The sequence below is a fragment of the Noviherbaspirillum sp. FW303-A3 genome, assembly GCF_058788695.1.
Genome location: NZ_JBYTAZ010000001.1, coordinates 3,617,831 through 3,638,192, shown reverse-complemented (window position 1 = coordinate 3,638,192; position 20,362 = coordinate 3,617,831). Strand labels below are relative to the sequence as shown.

The following is a 20,362-nucleotide window of genomic DNA, read 5'->3' as shown; positions in this document are numbered from 1 at the left end:
TAAGGCGAAGTGCGTGCTACAGGGCCGCGCGCAAGCCGACGAACAGACGGCGGCCTGCGGCGGGTTCGAAGAAGCGGCGGTTGCCGTCATTGACGATCACGGAGCCGGCGTAATTGCGGTCGAAGATGTTGTCCAGGCGAGCGAAGAGGTACCACTTCGTCGCCCCGGTCCGGAACTCCTGCCCTGCGCGCAGGTTGAATACGGCGTAACCCGGCGCAGCATCGCTGTTCAGGTCATCCGCATAGACCTTGCTTTCCGTGCGCATTTCCACGGCCGTCGTCAGCCCCGGCGCGGGACGGTACTCGACCTGAGCGAACAGGCTGTGCTTCGGTGCGCCGGGCAGGCGGTTGCCTGCGGCGACGACGCTGCCGGAACCGGTCGTGAAGCGTTCGCGGAAACGCGCATCGAGCAGCGTGTAGGCAAGCTGCGTCGAGACGGCGCCCGACGTCATCCGCCAGCTTGCTTCAATGCCTCGGCGTTCCACCTTGTCGACATTCTGGAAGATCGAACGGCCATTCTCCGTCGTCAGCTGCGCGATCTCGTCGCGGCTGCGTGCATTGAACAGCGCGAGGTCGAGCGTATGGTCGCCGCGCTTCCACTTCATGCCGATCTCGCCCTGCAGGCTGCGCGAGGGTTGCAGGCCGAGGTTGGGACCGGTGCCACCGGGGCGGTAGGCGGACTCGTTGATCGTCGGCGTTTCGAATCCCCGGCCGAGATTGCCATAGATGTTCAGGTCCTCGTTCGCGAACCAGACGAGGCCCAGCACCGGGCTGGTATTGTGGTATTCCACGCTGCCGCTGTCATTCGGGCTGGCGGCGGTGATGTGGAGGTCGTCCACCGCAAGACGCACGCGACTTGCGCGCAGCCCCACAGTACCCTTCCATTGCGGCGCAAACATCCAGTCGACCTGTCCGAACACGTCGACGTTGCGCGCGGTATCCGTTTCGTTGCGCCGCAATGCGCCGGCCGTGCCATTGTTGTTGACGAAGCCGCGGCGCAGCTGTTCCAGCTCGTCCGCTTCGACGCCGACCGTCCAGTTGACCGGCATGCCGTTCACCTTGGTCGCATGCGTCCAGTTCATCCCGACACCGTAGAAATCGTTGTCGAGATCCACTACGCCGCCTGCCGAGTTGGCCGCGCTGCCGGTGAACGACAGCGTCTGCATCACCTTGCGTACCCCGGTGTAGGCGCGCGCATTCAGCGTGTTGCTGCTGTCGATCTTGTGTTCCACCACGAGTCCGGCCTGGCGCTGTTCGATGGTCTTGCGGGTGTCGAAGGTCAAGGCTACAGGGGCGACCTGACGGGGATTCTGTTCGAACTGCGCATGCGTCAAACCAAGCGGGTCCTGCGACAGCGGCTGGTCGAACAGATTGATCAGCCCGATCACCGTCGTCGAAGAGGATGGCCGCCACTTCAGCTTGCCGTTGAGTTGCGTGCGCTCCGCCGCACTGTGGTCGCGATAGCCATCGGTGCGGTAATGGGAAACATCCAGCAGCCCGCCGAATTCGCCGGTGCCGCGCGCCACCGTGAAACCCGCCTGGCGCTGTCCGTAGCTGCCCGCCCCGAGCGAGGCGCTGGCATATGACTCCTCGGGCGACAACGGCGGATCGGCGGTGAAGACGTTGACGACGCCGCCAGCGGCATTTCCGTAGAGCTGTGCGAGCGGGCCGCGCAGGACTTCGATGCGGCGCGCCGATTGCAGCGTGGCCGTCGCTGCCTGCCCCTGCCCGTCCGGCATGGTGGCGGGAATGCCGTCGATCAGGAGGCGCACGCCGCGCACGCCGAAGGTCGACCGCGTGCCGAAACCGCGCACCGACAGCTGCAAGTCCTGCGCGAAGTTCTGCCGGTCCCGGATCTGGATGCCGGGCGCGGCATTCAACAGCTCGGACATGTTCACCAGGGGCGACGGCGTGCGCAGCGGATCGACCTGCACGGCATCGATGGAGGCAGCGGCGTCGAAGCGCTTCTGCTCGGTGCGGTTCGCCGAGACGACGACGGGATCGAGCTGTTTTTCCTGCTGTGCGATAGCGTCATGGCAAAGCATCAGGAGCGGATTGGCCGACAGTGCAGCGACGATCGTGTGGCGGATGAAAAGCGGTTTTTGCATGGTGTGCCTCGAATGGATGGGGCGTCGTTGCCCTGCTTTCGGTTTTGCAAGTAGCGTGCCACTGGCTTGAACCGCCGTTGACTATGCCATGCGCTCCACGCTGCTGCATTTAGCAACATCATTGTTCCGTTTTGTGGCGTTCCATCCGAGGACAGCGCGCCGCAAACAAAAAAGGCCGGCGGTTTTCACCGCCGGCCAACACATCTCACCGGGTACAGGACAGGAGGCGTACAGGTTAGTGAGAATGAGGAGACATGACGTTAGATGGAAGACAGCTTGAACACCCAGACGGAACCGCCCTGCTCGAGGAAGTTCACGCGCTTGGCGACCTCGCCGCCCCACAGAGGCACCGCACCGCCCCAGCCGGAGACGACGGCGACGTACTGCGTGCCGCCTTCCTGCCAGGTGACCGGCGGCGGCGCCACGCCGGATCCGGTCTGGAACTTCCACAGTTCCTTGCCGGTCTTGGCATCCAGCGCCTTCAGGAAGCCTTCGGGCGTGCCATAGAACACCAGGTTGCCGGCGGTGGTCATCGCGCCACCCCACAATGGCGCGTTGTTCTTCGCTTCCCACACGATCTTGCCGCTCTTCGGATCGATCGCGCGCAGCACACCGATGTATTCCTCGTGCAGCGGCTTGATGGTGAAGCCGGCGCCAAGGTAGGCCGCGCCCTTCTTGTAGCTGATCGGCTCGTTCCAGATATCCATGCCCCATTCGTTGGCAGGCACGTAGAACAGGCCGGTCTTCGGGCTGTAGGCCATCGGCTGCTGGTTCTTGCCGCCGAGGAAGGACGGTGCGGAGAAGATCGTTTCGCCCTTCTTGCCGTCCGCGCCCTTGGTCGGATCGCCGGGACGGCCCTTCGGCGTGTAGTTGGGGCGGCCGGTCTTCAGGTCAATGTCGGTGGCCCAGGTGATCTTCTTGACGAAGGGGAAGGCATTCTCCAGCTTGCCGTTCTTCGCATCGATCACGTAGAAGAAGCCGTTGCGGTCGGCCTTGCCGCCGAGGCGCTTGCCGCCCTGGTCATAAGTGATGAACTCGTTGACGCCGTCAAAGTCCCAGCCGTCGTTCGGCGTGGTCTGGTAATGCCACTTGATCTGGCCGGTGGTGACATCGACTGCCACGGTGGAAGCGGAGTACAGGTTGTCGCCGGGACGCAGGTGGCTGTTCCAGGGCGCCGGGTTGCCCGTGCCGAAGTAGGCAAGGCCGGTCGACGGATCATAGGTGCCGCCGAGCCAGGTTGCCGCGCCGCCCGTCTTCCAGAGCTCGCCCGGCCAGGTCTTGCCGGCGGTGCCCGAAATGCCGTTTTCAACCTGCTTGCCGTCCTTGTCGTACTTGTAGCCCATGTGGCCCTCGACGGTCGGACGTACCCATACCAGTTGCCCGGTGCGCGGATCGCGTGCCTCGATGCGGCCGACAATGCCGAACTCGCCGCCCGACACGCCGGTCAGCAGCAGCCCCTTGGCGATCAGCGGTGCAGCGGTATTGGAATAGCCGGCGGCATAATCGTCGATCTTTTCTTTCCAGACCACGTCGCCGGTCTTCTGGTCGAGTGCGACCAGTTGCGCATCGAGCGTGCTGAAGATGACCAGGTTCTCGAACAAGGCGGCGCCGCGGTTGACCACGTCGCAGCAGGGCATGATGGCGTCGGGCAGGCGGTGCTCATACTTCCAGAGCTTGTCGCCGGTTTTCGCATCCAGCGCATAAATGCGCGAATACGATGCCGTCACGAACATGCGTCCCTCGTGGATCAGCGGCTGCGACTCCTGGCCGCGCTGCTTTTCGCCGCCGAAGGAGAAGGACCATGCCGGCACCAGCTTCGACACGGTCTTGGCATTGATCTGCGTCAGCGGGGAAAAGCGCTGGCCTTGCTGGCCCATGCCCCAGGACAGCACGTCGTTGGTGGACTTGGCATCGGCTTCGATCATGGCGTCGGTCACACCCGCCGCTTGGGCGCCGGCGGCGCCGGCCATGGCTGCCAGCAGCGACAGCCTCATCAGGTTGGTTTTCATTGCTCCTCCGTTTTTTCTTGAATGAATGGTTGCGGTCAGACTTTTGCCGACTCTCGCGCAGCCTGCCGCGCAAGCTGGTCGCACTCCTCGTCGGTGAACAGGCGCGAACGTGTCAGGAAGCGTTTTCCGGTGCCGTTCTCCAGCGAAAACATGCCGCCCATGCCGTCCACCACATCAATGATCAGCTGCGTGTGCTGCCAGTACTCGAACTGGTCGCGCCCGATGTAGAACGGCGCGCCGTGCAGCGCACCGAGCCAGACGTCGGTCGGGCTGATGTTGAAATCGCCCAGCGGGTAACACATCGGCGAGCTGCCGTCGCAGCAGCCGCCGGACTGGAAAAACATCAGCGGACCGTAACGCTGCGTGAGGGTATCGATCAATTGCGTCGCGGCCTCGGTGGCGACCACTCGTGGTGGAAGCGTGTATGCCATGTCTGTTCCTTTGTTGCTGCGGCGGTGCGGATGCACCGCCGTTTGCTGCTATCAGAAGAAGCCGAGCGCCTTCGGGCTGTAGCTCACCAGCAGGTTCTTGGTCTGCTGATAGTGCTCGAGCATCATCTTGTGGGTTTCGCGGCCGATGCCCGACTGCTTGTAGCCGCCGAATGCGGCGTGTGCCGGATACAGGTGGTAGCAGTTGGTCCACACGCGGCCGGCCTGGATGTTGCGGCCCATGCGGAAGGCACGGGAGCCGTCGCGCGTCCACACGCCGGCGCCGAGGCCGTACAGCGTGTCGTTGGCGATTTCCAGTGCGTGCTCTTCATCCTTGAAGGTGGTGACCGATACGACCGGGCCGAAGATTTCTTCCTGGAAGATGCGCATCTTGTTGTGGCCGGCGAAGATGGTCGGCTTGACATAGAAGCCGCTCTGGAGGTCGCCGCCGAGCTGGTTGCGCTCGCCGCCGATCAGCACCTTCGCGCCTTCCTGGCGGCCGATGTCGAGGTAGGACAGGATCTTTTCCATCTGTTCCTGCGACGCCTGGGCGCCGATCATGGTGCTGCTGTCGAGCGGGCTGCCCTGCTTGATGGCGGCGACGCGCTTGACGGCACGCTCCATGAACTTGTCGTAGATCGATTCCTGCACCAGCACACGGGACGGGCAGGTACAGACTTCGCCCTGGTTCAGCGCGAACATCGCGAAGCCTTCCAGGCACTTGTCGAAGTAGTCGTCGTCCTTCTCCATCACGTCGGCAAAGAAGATGTTGGGCGACTTGCCGCCGAGTTCCAGCGTGACGGGGATGATGTTCTGTGCGGCGTATTGCATGATCAGGCGGCCGGTGCCGGTCTCGCCGGTGAAAGCGATCTTGGCGATGCGCTTGCTGGTGGCCAGCGGCTTGCCTGCTTCGAGGCCGAAACCGTTGACGACGTTGATCACGCCCGGGGGCAGCAGGTCGGCGATCAGTTCCATCAGGACCATGATGGAGGCCGGGGTCTGCTCCGCCGGCTTGAGGACGACGCAGTTGCCTGCGGCCAGTGCCGGGGCCAGCTTCCACACCGCCATCAGGATCGGGAAGTTCCACGGGATGATCTGGCCGACGACGCCCAGCGGCTCATGGAAGTGGTAGGCATAGGTTTCGGAGTCGATCGGCGCGATGGAGCCTTCCTGTGCGCGGATGCAACCGGCGAAATAGCGGAAGTGGTCGATGGCCAGCGGGATGTCGGCAGCCATGGTTTCGCGGATCGGCTTGCCGTTGTCGATGGTTTCCGCGGTTGCCAGCAATTGCAGGTTGGCTTCCATGCGGTCGGCGATCTTGTTCAGGATGTTGGCGCGCTCGGTGGGAGAGGTCTTGCCCCATGCCTTTTTCGCTGCGTGGGCAGCGTCGAGCGCGGTCTCGATGTCTTCTTCGGTGGAACGAGCGACTTCGCAGAATGCCTGGCCGATGACCGGGCTGATGTTCTGGAAGTATTCACCCTTGGCCGGCGCAACGAATTTGCCGCCGATGAAATTGTCATAGCGCTGCTTGAATGGATTCTTGATGCCGAGCTTGGTGATGTCTGCGAGATTCATGCCGTCCTCCGATTGTGATTGTGGAAGTTGTGTGATCCGGCGCTCTTTGCCGGGACACATGACACTTCGCAATTGGCGTGCCATGCATGGAAAGCCCTGGATACCCGTGGAAATGGCGGGAATTCGACTTCGGAGATACATGCTGCTGTCACGTTTTTGAGCAATCCGGATCCGACTGTCACACTCTGCATCACAGTTGCTGTCCGCAAACCCGCCGGATCAAGCAGCCTTGACCGGAATGACGACGCGCCGCTTCTTCTCGAGGATCAGCGGCGCGCATCGCGCGTCGCTGCGATAGATCACGACACAATCCATGCACTGGAAACATTCGTCATAGCGGATCGCCCCGCCAGGCTCGATAGCCGTGTAGTCGCAACGATGGCGGCAGGTCTGGCAGGGTTTGCCGCATTGCGTGCGGCGCGGCAGCCAGTCGAACAGCCGAACGCGTCCGAACAGGGCAAGGCCGGCGCCCAGCGGGCAGAGATAGCGGCAAAAGAACTTGTACCAGACGGCGCTGGCGGCAAGCAGGGCCGCAGCGTACAGGACATAGGGCCAGTGGCGCTGGAAGCCGAGCGTGATCGCGGTCTTGAAGGGCTCGACTTCGACAAGGAATCCGCTGGCGCTGTCCGACACAAACACGCTGCAGACAAGGATGGCGAGCACCGCATATTTCACATTCCGCAGACTGGCGTCCGTCCGCCGCCGCAGGCGTACTTGCGGAAGCCGCGCCCACTGCCCGAGTTTTCCCGCCAGCTCCTGCAGGGCGCCGAACGGGCACAGCCATCCGCAAAATGTGCCGCGCCCCCACGCGAAAAGCGACACGCCCACGGCGGCCCAGACGAGGATGGATACCGGGTCATACAGCAGGAACGCAAGGCTGCTGCCCTCCTTCACGGCGTGGATGACGCCGGTAAGCGTGACGATGGACAGCTGGCCCTGCGCGTACCAGCCGATGAAGAACAGCGTAAACGCCAGGTATCCGATGCGGAACAAGGCAAAGCTGCGCGCGTCAGCGGCAAGGAGGGATGGCTTGGACAAGGCGGCAAAGAGAAGGACAAGCGCCGCAGCCAGAACAGCGAGCTCCGGCCAACGCTGCTTCCATGCGGGCATCCAGGATTTCTCCTCGCCGGCAGGCACTGTGATGAAGCGCTCGGGCAATCGGTAGGAGAAACGGAAGTCGCGCACAAAACGTTCCGGATAGATCATCCCCTTGAGCCGAGTGACGTACAGGGCAAGATCCAGCGGCTGCGCAGGGTCCAGGCCGGCCTGTGCAATCACGCGGAAGACCTTCACCTGATCCTGCGTGTTGCCATCCGCCAGCCGCAGTTCAAGGTTCAGGTCCCGCATTTCGATGGGAAGTCCGCCTTGCATCAACGTAAACCTGTCCGGCGGCGTGCCGGCGACGAATCGATCCGACACGGGCGCGTAGCGGCCGCGCCACCGCACCAGCAAGGCATGATCGCCCTCCTCCAGCCGTGCCGACAGGCGCGACCAGCTCTGCGCGTCCAAAAGGCTGCGCCCAATGGACGGGACGGATACGAGGGCGACCTGCATGTCGGCGAACGCATCATCCGGCCTTTGCAACGCAAGCTCGTCCAGCCCGGCGCCATCGGTGCCGGCGAACGCCTTCTCCACGTCGGCATTGCGCAACACGAAGGACCGGAGCAGGCCCTCCGCCTGCAAGTCCTCGATACTGATCGTCTCCAGCACATCCGGACGGACGCGCGCGATCCGGTCCGGGTCCTGCGCTGCCGAAAAGCCGAGTTTTTTGCGCGCGACCTTCAGCGCCGCGGACAACAGGGTCTGGTTGACGATGCGTACCGACGCGGTGGCCTTCGCCACGCCATCGATATGCACATTGGTGCCATCCTTGTTGACGGCAGAGTCGATCACGACATTCTGCTTGAGCGACAGACCCTGGTATTGACTGACGAACTTGTGAAGCGGCGCTTCGCCCAGACCGTCGAGAAACACAGGTTCGTGCTGGGACACGACCTGCACGTCGAGGAAAGTCCCCTGCGCATCGATCGCGATGAGCAGGTTGACCGGCACGCCGGCAAAGCCGGGCACGGAGACGAAGTCGATGGACTCGAAGAGATAGCCGACCAGGTCCGTCGCCGGGCCGTTCTGCTTGTATACAGGCCAAACCGGTACTGCCTCGTCCTTCTGCCCGATCTTCCATGGCGCGGGGTAAGTCTTTTCCAGTGCCTCGCGCGTGAGTACGCCGGCACTGCATGGCAGCAGGATGCAAAGCAGCAGGCCGGCGATCAGTCGTCGGAGCGTCGTCACGGCTTGGCCGGGGTGACTCCGTGTTTCGCAAAGATCTTCGCCAGCTCGCCGGAGGCTTCAAGCTCGTTGGCCGCCGCCTGCAAGGCCTTCGCCAGTTCCTCATTGTCTTTCTTGACCGCCATGCCGACCACCCACCCTTGGCGCGGAAGCCGCGGGAAGGACAAATCGCTGAGCGGAAAGTTGGCATCGCCTTTCACCGCCCCTTCGATCTCGGACTGGTTGGCGAACACGGCGTCGAGTTCTCCGGCCTTGAACGCAGCGAGCGCGGCAGCGGCGGTGTCATAAATCTTCACGCTGTCGCGCACCTTGCCATCCTGCTCTCCCAGCAGGAGGACAGCGGCGATCGACACCTTCTCGACACCGACCTTCTTCCCCTGGAGGCAATCCACTGACTCGCAGGACGGAATTTTGCGCACGTCGCGCACCAGGCGCACGCGATCCCGGTAGTACGGGGCGAAGATCGACACCCGCTTGTTCTCGGCCATCAGTTGCCTGTCGACCGGGACATGCATCATCACGTCAGCCGGCCCGTAGCCGAGGTAATGCCCCTTCCACACCATGTTGCGCAGGTCGTCGTTGAGGTTTTCTCCTGCTTCAAAGGGAAGCAAACTTACCTGCACGCCCAGCTTCGCGGCCAGCGCCTTGGCCAGGTCGACGTCGATCCCTCCCTCCTGCGACGAGAAGGGCTGCATGTCCTTGTACACCGCGACCTTGAGGACGCCGGATTGCCTGACCTTGTCGAGGTCCGCATGGGCGGACGGGATTGCGAGTGCGAATGCGAGCAGCAGCGCCGCCCGGAAGAAAGGGATATATGCCACGACGGTCTCCGTTATCGTTATGGGAATGCTTGTCGCGCCGGATGCAGCGGCCACCGGACCGCTGCCCCGGTGTTGTTACTTCACTTCACGGCGCGTATCGAGATAAGCGCGGATCGACCACATGGCTTCCTGGCTCAGCGTGCCTTCGAAAGGCGGCATGTAGACGGCGCCGTTGCGTACCTTGCCGCGGCGGGCCGAGGTCAGGTAGTACTGGTCCACGTCCTTGATGCAGGCCTGCTTCTTGGTTTCGATCTTTTGGTTCGCGCAATCCTTGTCGAGCTTGCGCAAGTCGGGCGCGATGCCGCCGGAGACAGCTTCGATGCCATGGCAGCGCGCACAGTTCTGGTTATAGGCAGAGCTGCCGATGCGGACCGCTTCGGTATTGCCCCTGAACGGATTCTCGTCGCGCCATTGGTCGCCCAGCTGCGGGAGCGATTTTGTATCGACGGCCTGCGGCGTGACGTCCCCGTGTGCGAACACAGCGGACGCCTGGAACGAAAGGGCGAGCAGCAAAGCGGCGGTGCGGATGGATGAAGCTTTCATGTTGTCTCCTTGGCTTATTGAGAAATTGCGTTTCCCCATAAGCGCAAAGAGCATGCCAATCTCGCGCCTACAGGCTTCGTAGGCGCGCGTCTTACGTATTTGCCCGGATCCGGCGTCGATGCCGGCGACGGGTGTCGCCGATCTCCGCCCCAGCCTGATCCAATTTGAGACACCACTGTTAAAAGCTGGCGCAACTGTCCGCCTTCGGTTTTCTACATTTGCCAGTGTGACAAGAAAAACATGCCACATACATGCGAAATCCCTTGCATTCCCTATCGCCTTGGTGAATAATCTAAATGAGAATTGTTCGTATTTACAAAAGGATCAATAATGGCCGGGACGATGCAGCACATGAAGGACGAGGACGGCAGGCCGCAAGCCAGTTCCGCCGCGCACGCTGCATCGCAGACGCCGCGCATCAAGAGTGAAGACCTCTTCCAGCAGCAGCGTGAAATCGAAATCGATCATCAGGGCCGGATCTACCGCCTGCGGCTGACCCAGATGAACAAGCTGATCCTGACCGCCTGACCGGCAACGACCGATTCGCTACATCAACCTTACGAAAGCAGTGCCATGATCGTCTGTGTCTGCAACAACATCTCCGAACGCCAGATCCGCCGCGCGGTGGATGCCGGCCATACGACCATGCCGCAACTGCGCGAAGAACTCGGCGTCGGCACCTGCTGCGGCAAGTGCCACTCCTGCGCCAAGACCGTGCTGCGCGAATACCTTGAAGACGGCGTGCGCGAGCCGCAGCCGATGATGTTCCAGGCCGCATTCGCCGCCTGATCTTTTCCCCCTCCCGCCAGTCCTTTCCCTCGCGCATCGGTTCGCCGATGCGAATGATTCGCGCTAACAAACCGCAGTGCCGCCATGGCAAACGCACCAGCGTGCGTTATCATTTCGCCATGCACCTGGCGCCGTTGCGCGCCGCTTTTCCACTTCACTGCAGAGGGCTCCATGAAAGGCGATCCGAACATCATCCGGCTGCTCAATGCGCAGCTCACCAACGAACTGACTGCGATCAACCAGTACTTCCTGCATGCGCGGATGTACCGGCATTGGGGCCTCAAGAAGATCGGCAAGAAGGAGTACGACGAATCGATCGAGGAAATGAAGCATGCCGACCGCCTGATCGACCGCATCCTCATGCTCGAAGGCCTGCCGAACCTGCAGGCGCTGAACAAGCTGCTGATCGGTGAAAACACGCAGGAGATGCTGGAATGCGACCTGAAGCTGGAACAGGCCGCGCACCAGACGCTGAAGGATGGCATCCAAGCCTGCGAAGCCGCCGGCGATTACGTGTCGCGGGATCTGCTGGAAGACATCCTCGAGGAAACCGAAGAGCATATCGACTGGATCGAGACGCAACTGGAACTGATCAACAAGGTCGGCATCCAGAATTTCCTGCAATCGCAGATGGACGATTGAGCGCACCGGCGGAAACGAAAAAGGGCAGCCAAGCAGGCTGTGTAAAAAGTCCTTGTAGCCGGTAAACCAAAGCAATCAATCCCCGTCCAATGTGAATTGGACGGGGATTTTGTTTTTGGGAGTCAGGCATGGGACATCGTGGCGGAGAGAGCCGGGATCAGGCAGTGTTGTTTCCAGTGAAGTTGGACGAGCTGATCGAGGAGGACGCGATGGCTCGGGTCATTGACGCCTGGGTGAACGCGCTCGATCTGCGAACACTGGGTTTTGGCAAAGCCCATGCGGGCATACTGGGGCGGCCGCCGTATGACCCGGGCGATTTGCTCAAGCTGTATCTGTGCGGCTATCTGAATGGCATCCGGTCATCGCGCGCGCTCGAGCGGGAATGCCGGCGCAATGTCGAATGCATGTGGCTGCTGGGACGACTGGTGCCGGACCACAAGACGATTGCCGATTTCCGGCGACACAACAGCGAGGCGTTGGTGGCAAGCTGCGCTGCGTTTGTGCAGTTTGTGAGGCGCGCCGGGCTGGTGGGCGGCACAGTGGTGGCCATTGACGGCAGCAAGGTTCAAGCCGTCGCCTCGCGCAAGGCGGTTGGCAAGGCGGCCGATCTGGAGCGCCAACAGCAGCGACTGGCGAGCGAAGTAGCGCACTATCTGGAGCAGCTGGAAGCCGCAGACCGGCAAGAGGAGCAAGGCAGCCCCGGCGCCGGCGCGTTCAGGCGGGCGCTCAAGCGCTTACGCGAGCGTCAGGATGAAGTGGGCGCAGAAGTGGCCCGGCTAGCCAAAGGCAAGGCCACATCGAGCGTGCTGACGGAGCCGCAGGCGCGCGCGATGAAATCGCTGCATGGGGCACCGGGCTACAACCTGCAAACAGCAGTCGACACCGACAGCCATCTGATCGTGCATCATGAAGTGTGCAATGACACGTCGGATGTGGGGCAACTGATGCCGATGGCGCAAGGCGTCGCCCAGGTGCTCCAGACCCAGCCTGAAGTAGTCGCCGACGCTGGTTACGCCAATGGCGAGCATTTGCAGGCGCTGCAGGACATGGGGATGACCGGCTATGTGGCGCCATCCCACACGCCGAACAATCAAGGTGATGGCACGCTGTACGACAAGGCGATGTTTCGCTACGACGCCAGTAGGGACTGTTTTACTTGCCCGGCCAACAAGATCCTCAGGCGCAAACAGGTGTGCCGCCAGGACAAGTCGGTGATCTATGCGGCCTCCCCGGATGACTGCGCCAATTGTCCGCACAAGGGGAAATGCACCGTCAGCAGCCGGCGCCTGGTCAGCCGTCACTGGCACGAAGAGGCTGTACAGGCCAATGCGGTACGCGTGGCAGCGGCGCCGCACATGATGGCCCTGCGACGCCAGACCGTCGAACACCCATTTGGGACCATCAAGCAGCAAATTCTGCGCAATGCCCGGTTGTTACTGCGCGGGTTAAAGGGAGCTCGCGCCGAATTGAGCCTGGCTGTAATGGCTTATAACCTCAAGCGCGTGGTGCACATGATCGGAAGTCAAACACTCACGAAGACACTGCGGGCCTGAGCCCGATTTCTACTTCAAAAAACAAATTGCCCCGCCAAAGCGGGGCAATTTGTTGAGTGCCAACGTCAGACTTTTTACACAGCCTGCAAGGCTACCCTTTTCATTTGATGCGTCGCGCTCTTATTGCGGCAGCGTATCCTTGAACGACTGGCGTTCCGACAGCTTGTCGAACAGCTTGCCGAGGTTGGGATGGTCGCTGCGCCAGTCGATCTCGGGGAACCGGAACGACAGCCAGCCGAGCGCGCAGCCGACGGACACATCGGCCAGCGTGTAATGGTTGCCGCTGCAGAATGCGGTGTCCTTGAGGCCGGCAGACATCGCCTTCAGGCCGTTGTTGACCTTGTCCATCTGTCGCTTGATCCACTCGGGGCTCTGCTGCACTTCCGGACGCTGGGTGCGTTCCAGGCGAATCGCCACGCCGGCGTCGAGCACGCCATCGGCCAGTGCCTCCCAGCATTTGACTTCGGCGCGCTCGCGGCCGTTGGGCGGGATCAACTTGCCCACCGGCGTCAGCGTGTCGAGGTACTCGACGATCACGCGCGAATCGAACATGGCGCCGCCATCTTCCATGATCAGGCACGGCACCTTGCCGAGCGGGTTGAACTGCATGATCGTGGTGTCGGCAGCCCAGACGTTTTCCAGGACCAGCTCATAGTCGAGCTTCTTTTCCGCCATCACGACGCGGACTTTGCGGACATACGGGCTGGCGAGAGAACCGATGAGTTTCATAGATGCGTATCGTAAGAATTGGTCTGGATTATAACATTGAGGAAGCGCACGATAAGGCGAGCCGGCGTCGTGGCGCAGCTCGCCGGACAGGCGATTTTGCGCGCGGAGCAAATGGTAAAATGACGGATTACCCCGGTTTTGCGCACGGTTTCCCGCACTTTGCGCAGCTTTTCATTTCATTCTCCGCATTTTCATATCATGTCGCTTTCCGCTCTCTCCGCCCTTTCACCGTTGGATGGCCGCTACGCCGCCAAGACCGACAAGCTGCGTCCCCTGCTTTCCGAAGCGGGTTTCATGCACCACCGCGTGAAAGTGGAGATCGCCTGGCTGCAGGCGCTCTCCAGCGCCGGCTTTGCGGAAATCAAGCCGTTCTCGCCGACAGCCAGCGCATTGCTGGACACGCTGGCGAATGAATTCACCGAAGCCGATGCCGAGCGCATCAAGGCGATCGAAGCCGTCACCAACCATGACGTGAAGGCGGTCGAATACTGGCTCAAGGAAAAGGTCAAGGACGTGCCGGAACTGGTAGCCGCCTCCGAGTTCATCCATTTCGCCTGCACCTCGGAAGACATCAACAATACCTCGCACGGCATGATGCTCAAGGCCGCGCGCAACGACGTGCTGCTGCCGGCGCTGCGCAACGTGATCGCCCGCCTGACCGAGATCGCGCACGACAACGCGGCGCTGCCGATGCTGTCGCGCACCCACGGCCAGCCGGCCAGCCCGACCACGCTGGGCAAGGAAATCGCCAACGTCGTCGCACGTCTGAAGCGCGCCGAGAAGCGCATCGCCGACGTCGAAATCCTCGGCAAGATGAACGGCGCCGTGGGCAACTACAACGCCCACCTGTCCGCCTATCCGGCATTCGACTGGGAATCCTTCTCGAAGAACGTGATCGAGCAGCGCCTCGGCCTGACCTTCAACCCGTACACCATCCAGATCGAGCCGCACGACTACATGGCAGAACTGTTCGACGCCGTCGCCCGCGCCAACACCATCCTGCTCGACCTGAACCGCGACATCTGGGGTTACATCTCCCTCGGCTACTTCAAGCAGAAGACCAAGGCCGGCGAAATCGGCTCCTCCACCATGCCGCACAAGGTCAACCCGATCGACTTCGAAAACTCCGAAGGCAACCTCGGCCTGGCCAACGCCGTGCTGAAACACCTGTCCGAGAAGCTGCCGGTGTCCCGCTGGCAGCGCGACCTGACCGACTCGACTGTGCTGCGCAACATCGGCGTGGCCTTCGGCTACGCAATACTGGCCTACGACAGCTGCCTGCGCGGCCTGAACAAGCTGGAAGTGAACCCGGCGCGCCTGGCGGAAGACCTCGACGCCACATGGGAAGTGCTGGCCGAGCCGGTACAGACCGTGATGCGCCGCTACGGCATCGAGAATCCGTACGAGCAGCTGAAGGAACTCACCCGCGGCAAGGGCATCTCGAAGGAAGCCCTGCGCGAGTTCGTCAACGGCCTCGCCATTCCGCAAGACGCCAAGGACCTGCTCCTGGCAATGACGCCGGCCAGCTACACCGGCCGCGCCGAAAAGCTCGCACGCGAGATCTGATCCTTCTTCACGGGGCGCCGGCGGCGCTCCGCCCTCTCCTTCCGTCTGCGGAATAAAACCCGCTCCCCAACCGTTTACATATCCGCACGGCCATACCCGCTATGGCCGTATTGCCACAGCCTTGCTTGGCAACACTGGTACATTTTTGCTGATATGATATTCGTCCTAATTAAAACTAATTGACAAATAGCAATTCCATGCATCGATATTCGCTTCCGGCGATCCTCCTGCACTGGATCACCGCGCTCCTGATCGTCTGTGCGTTCGGGCTCGGGCTGGTGATGGTGGACATTCCGGGCATCACGCCGACCAAGCTGAAGTACTTTTCCTGGCACAAGTGGCTGGGCGTGACGGTGCTCGGGATTACCTGCCTCCGCGTGCTGTGGCGCCTTACGCATGCCGCGCCGCCGCTGCCGGCATCCATGCCGGCCTGGCAGGTCCGGGCGGCGCACGCGCTGCATGTGCTGCTGTATCTCCTGATTTTCGCGGTGCCGGTTTCCGGCTATTTCTACAGCCTTGCCGCCGGCGTTCCGGTGGTGTATCTCGGCATCATTCCGCTGCCCGTGCTGATCGAGGCCAACGAGGTATGGAAGCCGATCCTCAAGCAAGTCCATTACGCGCTGAACATGACCCTGCTCACCTGCGTCGTGCTGCATGTCGGCGCCGCCGTGAAGCATCTCCTGATTGACCGCGACGGGGTTTTCCGTCGCATGCTGCCCTGATATCCGAGCACAGGAATCGACCATGAAGCCCTACGCCATTCTTCGCAACACCACTATCCTTGCGCTTGCGGTCGCGCTGCCGGCGCTTGCCGCGCAACTCAAGACCGACCCCGCGAAAAGCACCGTCTCCGCCGTGTTCAAGCAGATGAACGTCCCGGTGGAAGGCAAGTTCAAGCGGTTCAACGCGCAGATCGACTATAACGGCGCCAAGCCAGAAACCTCGAAGGCATCGATGGAAATCGACGTCGCCAGCTTCGACCTCGGCGACGCCGAGTTCAACAGGGAAGCGCAAAAAAAGGATTGGTTCAACGGCACGCAATTCCCGAAGGCGACCTTCGTGTCGAGCGCGCTCAAGCCGGCCGCCGGGGGCAAGCTCGACGTCAGCGGCAAGCTGACCATCAAGGGCAAGACGGCGGACGTCGCCTTCCCGCTCACGGTCAAGCAGGAAGGTGCAACACAGGTTTTCGAAGGCGCGCTGCCGATCAAGCGGCTGGCCTTCAACATCGGCGAAGGCGAGTGGAAGGACACGAGCATGGTCGCCGATGAAGTAGTGATCAAGTTCCGCGTCGTCGCGACGCAATAAATAACCCTGGGAGAATATTCAATGCAGATCAAGCACCTCATCGCCGCCGTTCTCGCTGTCAGCGCAGGTTCCGCCTTCGCGCAGACCTACAACATCGAACCGAACCACACCTATCCGAGCTTCGAAGCCGATCACCTCGGCATCTCGGTCTGGCGCGGCAAGTTCACCAAGACCAGCGGCGTGGTGAAACTGGACCGTGCGGCCAGGACCGGCACGATGGATATCACCATCGACGCCAGCACCATCGACTTCGGCCACGCCAAGATGAACGAGCATGCCAAGTCGAAGGACATGTTCAACGTCGAGCAATTCCCGGCCATCACCTACAAGGGCAAGTCGGTGAAGTTCGACGGCGACAAGCCGGTGTCCGTGGAAGGCGAGCTGACCATGCTCGGCGTCACCAAGCCGGTGAACCTGTCGATCGGCAAGTTCAAGTGCATCGAGCATCCGATGTTCAAGCGCGAAGTGTGCGGCGCGGACGCTACGGGGGAATTCAAGCGCACCGATTTCGGCCTGAGCTACGGCACGCCGCGCTTCGCGCCGGAAGTGAAGCTGGCAATCCAGGTTGAAGCGCTGAAGGCGGACTGATCGCCCAGCCAATCCAACAAGCCGGCCACTTCCAGGCCGGCTTTTTTATTGAGCCCATCATGAAGAGAGAGCGTTACCTGCGCAGCATCCGCCTGCTGGCCGAGTGCTACCACACGTTCGAGCACATTTCGTCCACCCACATCCGCACCCTCGACCTTACGCCGCCGCAGTTCGACATCGTCGCGACGCTGGGCAATACCGAGGGAATGTCGTTCAAGGAACTGGGCGAGAAGACGCTGATCACCAAGGGCACACTGACCGGGGTGGTGGACCGGCTGGAGGCGAAGGGGATGGTGTGCAGGATCGCCGATGCCAACGACAGGCGCAGCACCATCGTGCGGCTGACGGAGAAAGGCGAGCAGGAATTCCTCCGTGTTTTCCCGCCCCAGATCAAGCTGTGCAAAGAGCCGTTCCTGGCGTACGGTGAGGAGGATTTTTCCGCGCTCGAGCGGGAACTGGCCAAGCTCAAGCAGCATCTGGATGCGGCAGCGCGGCGCATGAAGAAGTGACGAAAAAAAACCGGCACGAGAGCCGGTTTTTTTTCATTAGACAGGAGAGTCAGACCACGGCGCCGTCGGTCTCGTCCTTTTCCTTGACCGGCTTGATCAGGTCTTCGCGGGTCACGCCCAGCCACATGGCAACGGCGGCGGCAACGAACACCGACGAATAGATGCCGAACAGAATACCGATCGTCAGCGCCAGCGCGAAGTAATGCAGCGTCGGGCCGCCGAATACCAGCATCGACATGACCATGATCTGCGTCGAACCGTGGGTGATGATGGTACGGGAGATCGTGCTGGTGATCGCATGGTTCATCACGTCCGCCGTGTCCATCTTGCCGTAGCGGCGGTCACGGAAGGTTTCGCGCACGCGGTCGAAGATAACCACGGACTCGTTCACCGAATAGCCGAGGATCGCGAGCACTGCCGCCAGCACCGTCAGCGAAAATTCCCACTGGAAGAAGGCGAAGAAGCCGAGGATGATGATCACGTCGTGCAGGTTCGCGATGATGGCTGCGACGGCGAATTTCCACTCGAAGCGGACGGCGAGGTAGATCACGATGCCGAAGATCACCATCGCCAGCGCAGTCAGGCCATCCTGCGCCAGTTCATCGCCGACCTGCGGGCCGACGAATTCGACGCGCTGCAGCTTGACCGCCTCATCCTGCGCCTTGAGCGTGGCCATGACCTTTTCGCTCTGCTGGGCGGAAGAAACGTCCTTGCGCGCCGGCAGGCGAATCATCACGTCCTGCGCCGTACCGAAGCTCTGCACCTGGGTGTCGGTGTAGCCCAGCCCTTCGACGGCCTTTCGGATGCCTTCCAGGTCGGCAGGCTTGGTGTAGGTCACTTCGATAACCGTACCGCCGGTGAATTCGATCGACAGGTGCAATCCCTTGTAGAACAGGAAAAACACGGCCGCCACGAAGGTCAGCGCCGACACCACGTTGAAGATCAACGCGTGGCGCATGAAGGGGATGTCCCTCTTGATGCGGAATAATTCCATTACATTCCTTTCGTTTGCCCGCTGTGGTCGTCAGGCGTTCGGTTTCCAGACCTGGCCGATCGACACGCTGGTCAGTTTCTTCTTGCGTCCATACCACATGTTGGCAAGGCCGCGCGACACAAAGACCGACGAGAAGATCGAGGTCAGGATGCCCAGGCAGTGCACCACGGCAAAGCCGCGGATGGCGCCCGAACCGAAGATCAGCAGCGCCAGGCCGGCGATCATCGTCGTCACGTTGGAGTCGAGAATCGTGGCCCATGCGCGGTCGAAACCGGCCGCAATGGCCGCCTGCGGCGAATTCCCCGCACGCAACTCCTCGCGGATGCGTTCGTTGATCAGCACGTTGGCGTCAATTGCCATACCGAGCGTGAACGCGATAGCGGCCATGCCGGGCAAGGTCAGCGTCGCCTGCAGCGTGGACAGCACCGCGATCAGCAACAGCAGGTTGACCGCCAGCGCAAACACGCTGAAGAAGCCGAACAGGTGGTAATAGATGACCATGAAGACGGCGATCGCCGCGAAGCCGTACAGCGTCGAGTTGAAGCCCTTCTGGATGTTGTCGGCGCCGAGCTGCGGGCCGATGGTGCGTTCCTCGATGATTTCCATCGGCGCCGCCAGCGAACCGGCGCGCAGTAGCAGCGCGAGGTCGTTGGCCGCTTCGGCGGAGCCCATGCCGGTGATCTGGAAACGGGAACCGAGTTCGTCGCGGATGGTGGCAACGGTCAGGACTTCGCCGCGGTTCTTTTCGAACAGCACGATGGCCATCAGCTTGCCGATCTTTTCCCGCGTCGCTTCGCGCATGCGGCGGCCGCCATCGCCGTTCAGGTCGATGCTGACGGCAGGCTGCTGGTTCTGGTCGAAGCTTGCGGAGGCGCTGGAAATGTAGTCGCCGGTGATGATCGGATCCTTGAACAGCACGACAGGCGCACCCTTGCCGACCTTGAACAGTTCGGAGCCGAAAGGCACAGCCGCGGTTTCTTCAGTGCCGCGCATGACGCTTTCATCCACCATCCGCACTTCCAGCGTGGCGGTGCGGCCGATGATGTCCTTGGCGCGCGACACGTCCTGCACGCCGGGCAGCTGCACCACGATGCGGTCGGCGCCCTGGCGCTGGATCACAGGCTCGGCCACGCCGAGTTCGTTCACGCGCTTGGACAGGGTGCTGATGTTCTGCTGGACGGCTTCTTCCACCGTCTGCTTGAGTGCTTCCGGCTTGTAGCTGGCGACCAGGGTGAGGTCGGTGCCGTTGGTGCCTTCCTGGAATACCAGCTCGGCCAGCTGCGACGCGAGCACTTCACGTGCCTTGGCGCGGGTCTCGGGTTCGCGGAACTTGATCTCGATGGCATCGCCCGCGCGGCCGATACCGGCATGGCGCACGTTCTTGTCGCGCAGCAGGCTGCGGACGCTGGACTGCAGGCCTTGCAGGCGCTTGTTCAGCACGCCCTTGGTATCCACCTGCATCAGGAAGTGCACGCCGCCGCGCAGGTCGAGGCCGAGGTACATCGGCAGCGCGCCGATGCGCTGCAGCCATTGCGGGGTGTTCGGCATCAGGTTGAACGCGACGATATAGGTCGGGTCTGCCGGATCGGTATTCAGTTCCTTCTCCAGCAGGGTCTTGGCCTTGAACTGGGTGTCGGTGTCGCGGAAGCGCGCGCGCACCGAGCCCTGGTTGCCGCTGACGTCGAAGGACATCCCTTCCGGCTTGATGCCGTTCCTGGTCAGCGCCTCTTCCACACGGGAAGTCGCGGACATGTCGACCTTCACGGTGGCCTTCGCACTGCTGACCTGGACGGCCGGCGATTCGCCGAAGAAATTGGGGATCGTGTACAGCACGCCGAACAGCAGCGCGATGCCGATCAGAATGTATTTCCAGAGGGGATAACGATTCATAGGGATTCAAGTTCCGGGGTGAACGGGC

Annotated in this window: 19 protein-coding genes; 9 read left to right on the top strand and 10 right to left on the bottom strand. The window is 61.8% G+C overall.

What is annotated here, in order from left to right; genetic code table 11:
• Positions 1-16: 16 nt before the first annotated feature.
• The 7 genes from AC3WOY_RS17595 to pedF form a co-directional block, all read right to left on the bottom strand.
• The gene (locus AC3WOY_RS17595; RefSeq protein WP_492426043.1) at positions 17-2,107 is read right to left on the bottom strand and encodes a TonB-dependent receptor family protein; all 2,091 of its coding nucleotides are present in this window, start codon (positions 2,105-2,107) and stop codon (positions 17-19) included.
• Between the two features lie 260 nt (positions 2,108-2,367).
• Positions 2,368-4,101: a PQQ-dependent methanol/ethanol family dehydrogenase gene (locus AC3WOY_RS17590; RefSeq protein ID WP_492429346.1), complete on the bottom strand. Its 1,734-nt coding sequence runs from the start codon at positions 4,099-4,101 to the stop codon at positions 2,368-2,370.
• A gap of 50 nt (positions 4,102-4,151) precedes the next feature.
• Entirely contained in the window at positions 4,152-4,547 is a 396-nt protein-coding gene (locus AC3WOY_RS17585) for a DUF779 domain-containing protein (RefSeq protein ID WP_492426041.1), read from the bottom strand.
• 51 nt (positions 4,548-4,598) lie between these two features.
• A complete protein-coding gene (gene adh / locus AC3WOY_RS17580) occupies positions 4,599-6,119 on the bottom strand; it encodes an aldehyde dehydrogenase (protein WP_492426039.1) in 1,521 nt (506 codons plus the stop codon).
• Between the two features lie 219 nt (positions 6,120-6,338).
• The gene (locus AC3WOY_RS17575) at positions 6,339-8,408 is read right to left on the bottom strand and encodes a 4Fe-4S binding protein (RefSeq protein WP_492426037.1); all 2,070 of its coding nucleotides are present in this window, start codon (positions 8,406-8,408) and stop codon (positions 6,339-6,341) included.
• The gene (locus AC3WOY_RS17570) at positions 8,405-9,226 is read right to left on the bottom strand and encodes a substrate-binding periplasmic protein (RefSeq protein ID WP_492426035.1); all 822 of its coding nucleotides are present in this window, start codon (positions 9,224-9,226) and stop codon (positions 8,405-8,407) included. Before AC3WOY_RS17570 ends, AC3WOY_RS17575 begins: the two co-directional genes overlap by 4 nt.
• Before the next feature lie 75 nt (positions 9,227-9,301).
• Positions 9,302-9,769, bottom strand: coding sequence for a cytochrome c-550 PedF (gene pedF / locus AC3WOY_RS17565; RefSeq protein WP_492426033.1), 468 nt, complete (start codon positions 9,767-9,769; stop codon positions 9,302-9,304).
• A gap of 351 nt (positions 9,770-10,120) precedes the next feature.
• On the opposite strand from pedF, the gene hemP reads away from it, so the two are divergent.
• From hemP to AC3WOY_RS17545, 4 genes are all read left to right on the top strand, one after another.
• Entirely contained in the window at positions 10,121-10,297 is a 177-nt protein-coding gene (hemP, locus tag AC3WOY_RS17560; protein WP_492429345.1) for a hemin uptake protein HemP, read from the top strand.
• 45 nt (positions 10,298-10,342) lie between these two features.
• Complete coding sequence (locus tag AC3WOY_RS17555) at positions 10,343-10,558, top strand: (2Fe-2S)-binding protein (RefSeq protein ID WP_492426031.1); 216 nt, start codon at positions 10,343-10,345, stop codon at positions 10,556-10,558.
• A 171-nt stretch (positions 10,559-10,729) separates the two neighbouring features.
• Positions 10,730-11,200 (top strand): bacterioferritin, encoded by a 471-nt coding sequence (bfr, locus tag AC3WOY_RS17550; protein WP_492426029.1) that lies wholly within the window; start codon positions 10,730-10,732, stop codon positions 11,198-11,200.
• 128 nt (positions 11,201-11,328) lie between these two features.
• Positions 11,329-12,753, top strand: coding sequence for an IS1182 family transposase (locus AC3WOY_RS17545; RefSeq protein WP_492421647.1), 1,425 nt, complete (start codon positions 11,329-11,331; stop codon positions 12,751-12,753).
• A gap of 120 nt (positions 12,754-12,873) precedes the next feature.
• On the opposite strand, the gene AC3WOY_RS17540 is transcribed toward AC3WOY_RS17545, so the two are convergent.
• Entirely contained in the window at positions 12,874-13,482 is a 609-nt protein-coding gene (locus tag AC3WOY_RS17540) for a glutathione S-transferase N-terminal domain-containing protein (RefSeq protein WP_492426027.1), read from the bottom strand.
• A 198-nt stretch (positions 13,483-13,680) separates the two neighbouring features.
• Here AC3WOY_RS17540 and purB point away from each other — a divergent pair, with 198 nt between their 5' ends.
• The 5 genes from purB to AC3WOY_RS17515 all read left to right on the top strand — a co-directional run bounded on the left by purB (position 13,681) and on the right by AC3WOY_RS17515 (position 17,450).
• A complete protein-coding gene (gene purB, locus AC3WOY_RS17535; protein ID WP_492426025.1) occupies positions 13,681-15,048 on the top strand; it encodes an adenylosuccinate lyase in 1,368 nt (455 codons plus the stop codon).
• A gap of 197 nt (positions 15,049-15,245) precedes the next feature.
• Entirely contained in the window at positions 15,246-15,770 is a 525-nt protein-coding gene (locus AC3WOY_RS17530) for a cytochrome b (protein ID WP_492426023.1), read from the top strand.
• A gap of 22 nt (positions 15,771-15,792) precedes the next feature.
• Positions 15,793-16,353, top strand: coding sequence for a YceI family protein (locus tag AC3WOY_RS17525; protein ID WP_492426021.1), 561 nt, complete (start codon positions 15,793-15,795; stop codon positions 16,351-16,353).
• Between the two features lie 21 nt (positions 16,354-16,374).
• The gene (locus AC3WOY_RS17520; RefSeq protein ID WP_492426019.1) at positions 16,375-16,941 is read left to right on the top strand and encodes a YceI family protein; all 567 of its coding nucleotides are present in this window, start codon (positions 16,375-16,377) and stop codon (positions 16,939-16,941) included.
• A 59-nt stretch (positions 16,942-17,000) separates the two neighbouring features.
• Positions 17,001-17,450 carry a MarR family winged helix-turn-helix transcriptional regulator gene (locus AC3WOY_RS17515; protein ID WP_492426017.1) on the top strand — a complete coding sequence of 150 codons (450 nt, stop codon included), beginning with the start codon at positions 17,001-17,003 and terminating at the stop codon, positions 17,448-17,450.
• A 49-nt stretch (positions 17,451-17,499) separates the two neighbouring features.
• Here AC3WOY_RS17515 and secF read toward each other — a convergent pair whose 3' ends face one another.
• Together secF and secD are read right to left on the bottom strand one after the other, a co-directional pair.
• The gene (gene secF, locus AC3WOY_RS17510; RefSeq protein WP_492426015.1) at positions 17,500-18,444 is read right to left on the bottom strand and encodes a protein translocase subunit SecF; all 945 of its coding nucleotides are present in this window, start codon (positions 18,442-18,444) and stop codon (positions 17,500-17,502) included.
• Between the two features lie 30 nt (positions 18,445-18,474).
• Positions 18,475-20,334: a protein translocase subunit SecD gene (gene secD / locus AC3WOY_RS17505; protein WP_492426013.1), complete on the bottom strand. Its 1,860-nt coding sequence runs from the start codon at positions 20,332-20,334 to the stop codon at positions 18,475-18,477.
• Positions 20,335-20,362: the final 28 nt, after the last annotated feature.

Bases quoted from the DNA above. Each gene is read 5' to 3' on its own strand.
- AC3WOY_RS17595 (WP_492426043.1), bottom strand. From the start codon at position 2,107: ATGCAAAAACCGCTTTTCATCCGCCACACGATCGTCGCTGCACTGTCG.
- AC3WOY_RS17590 (WP_492429346.1), bottom strand. From the start codon at position 4,101: ATGAGGCTGTCGCTGCTGGCAGCCATGGCCGGCGCCGCCGGCGCCCAA.
- AC3WOY_RS17585 (WP_492426041.1), bottom strand. From the start codon at position 4,547: ATGGCATACACGCTTCCACCACGAGTGGTCGCCACCGAGGCCGCGACG.
- adh (WP_492426039.1), bottom strand. From the start codon at position 6,119: ATGAATCTCGCAGACATCACCAAGCTCGGCATCAAGAATCCATTCAAG.
- pedF (WP_492426033.1), bottom strand. From the start codon at position 9,769: ATGAAAGCTTCATCCATCCGCACCGCCGCTTTGCTGCTCGCCCTTTCG.
- hemP (WP_492429345.1), top strand. From the start codon at position 10,121: ATGAAGGACGAGGACGGCAGGCCGCAAGCCAGTTCCGCCGCGCACGCT.
- AC3WOY_RS17555 (WP_492426031.1), top strand. From the start codon at position 10,343: ATGATCGTCTGTGTCTGCAACAACATCTCCGAACGCCAGATCCGCCGC.
- bfr (WP_492426029.1), top strand. From the start codon at position 10,730: ATGAAAGGCGATCCGAACATCATCCGGCTGCTCAATGCGCAGCTCACC.
- AC3WOY_RS17545 (WP_492421647.1), top strand. From the start codon at position 11,329: ATGGGACATCGTGGCGGAGAGAGCCGGGATCAGGCAGTGTTGTTTCCA.
- AC3WOY_RS17540 (WP_492426027.1), bottom strand. From the start codon at position 13,482: ATGAAACTCATCGGTTCTCTCGCCAGCCCGTATGTCCGCAAAGTCCGC.
- purB (WP_492426025.1), top strand. From the start codon at position 13,681: ATGTCGCTTTCCGCTCTCTCCGCCCTTTCACCGTTGGATGGCCGCTAC.
- AC3WOY_RS17530 (WP_492426023.1), top strand. From the start codon at position 15,246: ATGCATCGATATTCGCTTCCGGCGATCCTCCTGCACTGGATCACCGCG.
- AC3WOY_RS17525 (WP_492426021.1), top strand. From the start codon at position 15,793: ATGAAGCCCTACGCCATTCTTCGCAACACCACTATCCTTGCGCTTGCG.
- AC3WOY_RS17520 (WP_492426019.1), top strand. From the start codon at position 16,375: ATGCAGATCAAGCACCTCATCGCCGCCGTTCTCGCTGTCAGCGCAGGT.
- AC3WOY_RS17515 (WP_492426017.1), top strand. From the start codon at position 17,001: ATGAAGAGAGAGCGTTACCTGCGCAGCATCCGCCTGCTGGCCGAGTGC.
- secF (WP_492426015.1), bottom strand. From the start codon at position 18,444: ATGGAATTATTCCGCATCAAGAGGGACATCCCCTTCATGCGCCACGCG.
- secD (WP_492426013.1), bottom strand. From the start codon at position 20,334: ATGAATCGTTATCCCCTCTGGAAATACATTCTGATCGGCATCGCGCTG.